Annotated in this window: 7 protein-coding genes and 1 pseudogene; all 8 read left to right on the forward strand. The window is 29.2% G+C overall.

Annotated elements, in window-relative coordinates; genetic code table 11:
- The first annotated feature begins 167 nt into the window (after positions 1–167).
- Positions 168–986: a ParM/StbA family protein gene (locus E6248_RS11925; protein WP_316341025.1), complete on the forward strand. Its 819-nt coding sequence runs from the start codon at positions 168–170 to the stop codon at positions 984–986.
- Positions 983–1156: a hypothetical protein gene (locus tag E6248_RS11930; protein ID WP_316341026.1), complete on the forward strand. Its 174-nt coding sequence runs from the start codon at positions 983–985 to the stop codon at positions 1154–1156. The genes E6248_RS11925 and E6248_RS11930 overlap by 4 nt, the downstream gene beginning before the upstream one ends.
- 268 nt (positions 1157–1424) lie before the next feature.
- A complete protein-coding gene (locus E6248_RS11935) occupies positions 1425–1844 on the forward strand; it encodes a hypothetical protein (protein WP_316341027.1) in 420 nt (139 codons plus the stop codon).
- A gap of 11 nt (positions 1845–1855) precedes the next feature.
- The gene (locus E6248_RS11940) at positions 1856–2086 is read left to right on the forward strand and encodes a hypothetical protein (RefSeq protein ID WP_316341028.1); all 231 of its coding nucleotides are present in this window, start codon (positions 1856–1858) and stop codon (positions 2084–2086) included.
- Positions 2083–3501, forward strand: coding sequence for a hypothetical protein (locus tag E6248_RS11945; RefSeq protein WP_316341029.1), 1419 nt, complete (start codon positions 2083–2085; stop codon positions 3499–3501). The genes E6248_RS11940 and E6248_RS11945 overlap by 4 nt, the downstream gene beginning before the upstream one ends.
- A gap of 55 nt (positions 3502–3556) precedes the next feature.
- Positions 3557–4618 (forward strand): IS1595 family transposase, encoded by a 1062-nt coding sequence (locus E6248_RS11950; RefSeq protein ID WP_316341030.1) that lies wholly within the window; start codon positions 3557–3559, stop codon positions 4616–4618.
- A 64-nt stretch (positions 4619–4682) separates the two neighbouring features.
- Positions 4683–4952, forward strand: a complete 270-nt coding sequence (locus tag E6248_RS11955) for a hypothetical protein (protein WP_316341031.1) — start codon at positions 4683–4685, stop codon at positions 4950–4952.
- Positions 4953–5083: 131 nt separating this feature from the next.
- Positions 5084–5929 (forward strand): annotated as a pseudogene (locus E6248_RS11960) (hypothetical protein); the annotation flags it as partial.

Genomic DNA, 5929 nt, shown 5'->3' on the forward strand with positions numbered 1-5929 from the left:
TTGCGATTGGCAGTTATTCAGAGCACGAGTAGTGCCGCCAGTATCATGCCCTTATAGGGCTTAATCAAGCCACCAGCTAAGCTGGTGGTACATGACTTTATAGGAAACTTTTTCTTACTTAAGACATATAAATAAATCATAAGGAAGAAAGGGGAAGATTAAGGAAGATGATTTTAGGCGTTGATTTAGGTAATTATTACACTAAAAGCAGTAAAGGGATAAGTTTTCTATCCAAAACAACATTACTTAAAAATATTAGCGAAGTAGACTGTATAACTATAGAGAATAAGAAGATTTATTTAGGAGAAGGAGAATTTGATACAGAATATAGAAAGGCCTATAGGAGTAATTTAATTTACTTACTACAAGGAGCAATAGAGAAAAGTACTACAGATAAAAATAATAAGATAGTTGTAGGATTACCATTGAGCCAATATAAAGAAGATAAAGATCATTTAATTAATAGAATAGTTCAAAGTAAATTAGTTATAGATGTAGAAGTAGTTCCAGAAGGAGTTTTAACAGTACCAGGGAATTTCGAAGGAATAATAATAGACATTGGGGGTAGGACAACAGATATATGCTTATTAGAAATAGAAGGTAATAAAAGAAAAATCAAAAGACCAACAAGCTTGCCAATGGGAATTATGAATTTAGAAAGTGATTTTATTAATTATCTAAACACCAGATATGGATTAGACCTAAAGCAAGATGATGCTCAAAGAATAATTAGAAGAGGACTTTTTATATACGGAGAAAGAAAGGAAGTAAGTATGGATATATTTAAAGAATTTGTTGAAAGTATAGTGAGAAAAGTTCAAGTAGATTATTCATTGAAAACTAATAATGTAGTTCTGATAGGTGGAGGGGCTGATAAGTTATACAATGCTTTTAAAAATAGAATCCCACAAGCTTATTTAGTAAGAGATCCATTTATGGCCAATGCTTTAGCATATGAAAGATATGGAAGGGAAGTATTCTCATGAAGAAGATAGGTATAAGTTTTAAGGATAGTGAGTTCGCTTTATATGAATTTCTAAAAAAACAATTATCACCAAGTATTTATATAAAGCAATTAATTAAAGAGCAGATGGAAAAAGAAAATGAAACTAATAAAAGAGATAACAATACTATACAAAATAACTTTGATTTTTAATAAAAAATAAGCCTAAATCTAGGTGAGTAGACTTAGGCTAAGGAACTACTACGCTAACTGCGTTACGCTAGTAGTATATGTGAACTATTATTAAATGTTTACTATATAAGGGAAATCTTAATAATTACTTCATAAATGTATATAATCCAAGTGCTATTCCATAACAGACTGTATAGCCCAAAACAAAAGTGAACATACTGAGACACCTCCGATAATTTTATATTTATATTATTGCCTAAAATAAAATTTGTATTCAGGGGGATTTAAAATGAAAGAAATTATAATGAGTATTCCTCAATTCTTAGCATATGAAAGAGGGGGAAAGTCTTTAAAAGATATAGAAATAGAAAATGGAGTAGAAGGTATAGCAAGGAAAATTATTAATAACGATAGATTAAGGAGAATGACTGTCTTTGTAATAGCAGGACTTAATTATACAAGTACAGTATTAGCGGATGCAAGTGATGCAGGGAATAAAATAAATGAAGCTGGTAGTACTATATTGGGTATAGTGCAGTCAATCGGATATTGGTTATGCATCATAGGCTGCGTAATGGAAATTTTAAAATCACTTATGAATGGGTCTAGTAAAGACGTAGGAAAGATAATTATTAAATATCTGCTTATATTTGGTTCTTTATATTTAATGCCTTGGGCTTTTGATTTGATAAAAGAAATATTTTCTTAGGGGGTATTATTATGCAAGAAACTATAGTTAATGGAATCGTGGAAGGCTTGAAGCAATCAATAGTTAACTTTCTTAAATGGATAGGTCTAGGAATAATAAACGGAAGCTATTGGATTTGCCTTATTGCTTGTCTTATAGCATTACTTCTGTATATAGTAGGGCAAAGGAAGGCTGGTAAGTATGTTAGTATAAGTTTTGTAATCTATTTTATATTACAAGCAGTTAAAGAGTTAATAATATGAAGAGTATAAAGCTATCAGAATATTTCAAGTTAATAAAACCTACCTATATATATCTACAAATAACACCTCATAAGAGCATAAGAAACTATAACAGTGCAAATATATCTAAAGCCATAGCACACACCTACAGAGCCATAAATAGAAGGATATATAAGCAACAAAAGAAATTGTTTTTTGAAACTAGTTATAAAATTAGCTATGTAATAGATATAAAAGATAATAATGCTAAATTTTATTTTATAATTCCAGATGTGTTCAAAAACATCATTATAGAAAAGTGTAAAGAAATATGGTCGAAGGCTACTATGGAAATAGTAGATAAGATAGACGAAATGGAAGAGGATACAGATTTGTATTCTCTTAGTTATAAGAAAGAAGATGCTATGAGTTTTGCAGTAGATAAGAAATCTAATGAGCCTTTAAATTCCATACTAAGTGTAATGGATATAATGAAGGACCAGGATAGAATAAGAGTGATTTATAATTTCCTTCCTATAAGTCAATTTGGGTGGTTAGATAGGTATAATACAACTATAGAAAAAATAAAAGAACATAAGAGTATAGAAAAAAAGCAAATGAGTTTTGATTATATTATGAGAAGTGCAATCATTAATATCTTTAATCTATTTGATTCAATAGTACAAGTTATTAATGATTTTACTGGGGGAGCTCCTGAAAACTCTAAACAAAGTTTATACGCTGCTATACTTGGAATTTTAGAGCAACAACAAAGTTTAAGCAGTAATACTAATAAGAAGAAAGAAGCTACTATATTAAATACTCAAATTGCAGTATTAAGTCAAAGCAAGGATATTACTAGAAAAGAAAATAATGCTTTAAGTGTATGCCAAGCCTATAGAACCTTGGATGAAGATAATGAACTTATATATAAGAAGGAAAAACATAAAATTAATATAGAAGATTATGATTACAAGGTAGATACAAATACAATGTCTACAGATGAATGCTCTAACTTTATTCAAGTACCTGGTAGAATGCTTCTATTACAGCATGGAATTAAGCATATTAATGTAGAAGAAAATAAAGTTCCAGAAGAGTTGCAAAAAGGTTATATGTGTTTAGGGGAGAATAAATATAAAGGCCAAAGTATAAATACTTATTTAGAAGATGAATATAATGTAGGTTCATATCCATTAGAGATAAATGGAAGTCAAGGAGCAGGGAAAAGCACCTATATAGCAAATATGTATAGATTTTCAAGAGTAAGAGGGGAAGGAGGAGTATTAATTGACTATATAAAGAACAATGAGTTAACTGAGGAGGTTCTAAAATATATCCCAAAAGAAAATGTTATATTATTAGATTATTCTAAAGAAAATAGTATGCAAGGATTCGCATTTAATGAAGTTAAAAATATTACGCTATGTTTAAGATATATGTTGATATTTTATTAAATTCTCCTAAATAGGTTATAATATAAATATAATGTAAACGATGGAGGATTATGTGATGTCTGAAGCAAGTTCTGTAATAAAATTTTTATCAACATTAACTAAATCTGAACAGGAACAAGTATATAATTACCTTGAAAAAGAGTTGATTTTGGGCTCTATGACAAATGAAATTCAAGATGAAATAAAAGAAAATAGGTTCTCCTCAGGTAAAGTCTGCCCCTATTGTAAAAAAGATAGGGTGTTGAGAAATGGCAAGTATAATAACAAACAAAGATATATTTGCAAAGATTGTTATAAAACATTTACAGATTTTACATACTCCCCATATTATAATAGCAAAAAAGATTTTACAACATGGCTATCTTACATCAAATGCATGATTGAAGGTTATTCAATTAGAAAATGTGCAGAAATAGTTGAAATCAGCGTACCCACATCATTTTTGTGGAGGCATAAAATTTTAGATGCTGTGAGAACCCATATAGGAATTGGGCATGTATCAGGGGTAGTTGAAGCCGATGAAACATTTTTCAGACTTTCTTACAAAGGGAATCATAGTAAAAGTAGAACTTTTACTATACCTCGTAAACCATACAAACGGGGTCCTAAAAGCAAACCTTCAAGCCAAGAAGAAAAGAAAAAGAGAGGTATCTCTAAAAATCAAGTATCAGTAATGTGTGCTACCGATAGAATGGGAAATGTTATATCAGAATTAGTTTGTAATGGTAGAATGCGTTATGCAGACGTCGAGAGACTTTTCAAAGATAGAATAGGAGATAAATCAACTCTATGTGTAGATTCACACAAAAGTTATATCAAATTTAAAAATAACTTTGATATTGAAATGCAACAAATAGAAACTGGTAAATATAAAAAAGGAATTTATCACATTCAGCATATAAATGCCTACCATAGTAGATTAAAGCAATTTATGGTTGGTTTTCATGGCGTTGCAACCAAATATCTTGCAAACTATATGTATTGGTTTAAATGGATAGAATTATTTAAAAATGAAAAAGATACAATAAGGTGTAAAAGATTATTTGTTCAGTCTCACACCTCTTATTCATATACTCAAATAAAGGATTTTAAAGAAAGAAAAGCAATTTATATATAATTGGTAAATATTGTTTTATGTTTACTCTTATTTGTGTATAATTAAAGAGTGGAGGTGAGTTATAGTGGGCATAATCAATAAAATTTTCGGTGGAATTGATGAGGAAACGGCAGGAAATCTTATATTTACAAATTATATAGTAACTTTTAAGAATGAAACAATTGATGTAAATGATTATCCTGAATTAAAAGCTTTAGGATTAGTAATGCACGGTAAAAGTGGAAAAATACTTCATGCGAACATGAGTATAGAAGAATTAACTAATAAAATATGTCAAATAACTGGTTTAACCAAAGATGACTTTGAAGTTAATCATCCTTTCAAACTTTTGTAGTCTTAAAACTTTACGAGGAAAAAAGCAACAGTTGTTGCTTTTTTTAATAATGAACTAAAAGGACAAATTAAATCGGTCCTTTTTAAATATCTTATTTTCAACACTATTCTTTAACATAGCGAAATATTAAGATGGAGACACCATTACAAAGAGTTAAAAATGCTAATTTACAAGTTATGCAATTTTTAGAACTTGTAAATGCAATAAATGATGAAGGACAACTATTACAAGCTAGAATGAGAAAATATTTAGTGGCAGCAGGAACTATTGCTTTTTGCATAGGGGAAACTTCTTTGAAAAGTATAATTGATTGTTTAGAAGATCACGATATTAGAAATAAATATATAGATAAATTAGATATAGACTTAATTCCATATTTAGAAGATAAAATTAAGATACTTAAGGAGTTAGACGAATGGAGCAAGCCTACTAAAGATAATCCTGATATTTATGTAATAGGAACTAAAGAAGCTAGAATAGAGGGTATATTGGATAGAGTCAGTTTATTAAAAGAGGATATATATTTAGAGTATATGTTTAATAAAGGGGATAGTGATAATATAGATATAGCTAAAGAACTTGAACAAGGAAAGCTAATTATAGTTAAAATGTTACAAGACGAATGGAGCTCACAAGCTAAGGATATTATTACAACCTTCTTTATAAGTAAAATATGGCTGGCAACTGAGATAAGAGGAAAGTGGAACAAACAACCGAAACGGACATATATAACTGTGGACGAAATATTCCAATGTCCTACAGCTATGCAAATGTTAAGCAAAAAGAATATATTACCTCAAACAAGAAAGTTCGGTTGTAAGTTTGTGTTTACAACTCAAGGGTTACAGCAACTTAAAAATTTATTCACAAGCATAGTTGATGCAGGTGGAACTTTTATGTTACTAAAAGGAACTAAAGAAGAAGACTTCAATCTATTAAAATCTAAGTTTGAGAATTATGAATATGATGATCTGTTA

Origin of the sequence: Clostridium sp., from assembly GCF_032552055.1 — a bacterium.
Taxonomy (GTDB): Bacteria; Bacillota; Clostridia; order Clostridiales; family Clostridiaceae; genus Clostridium.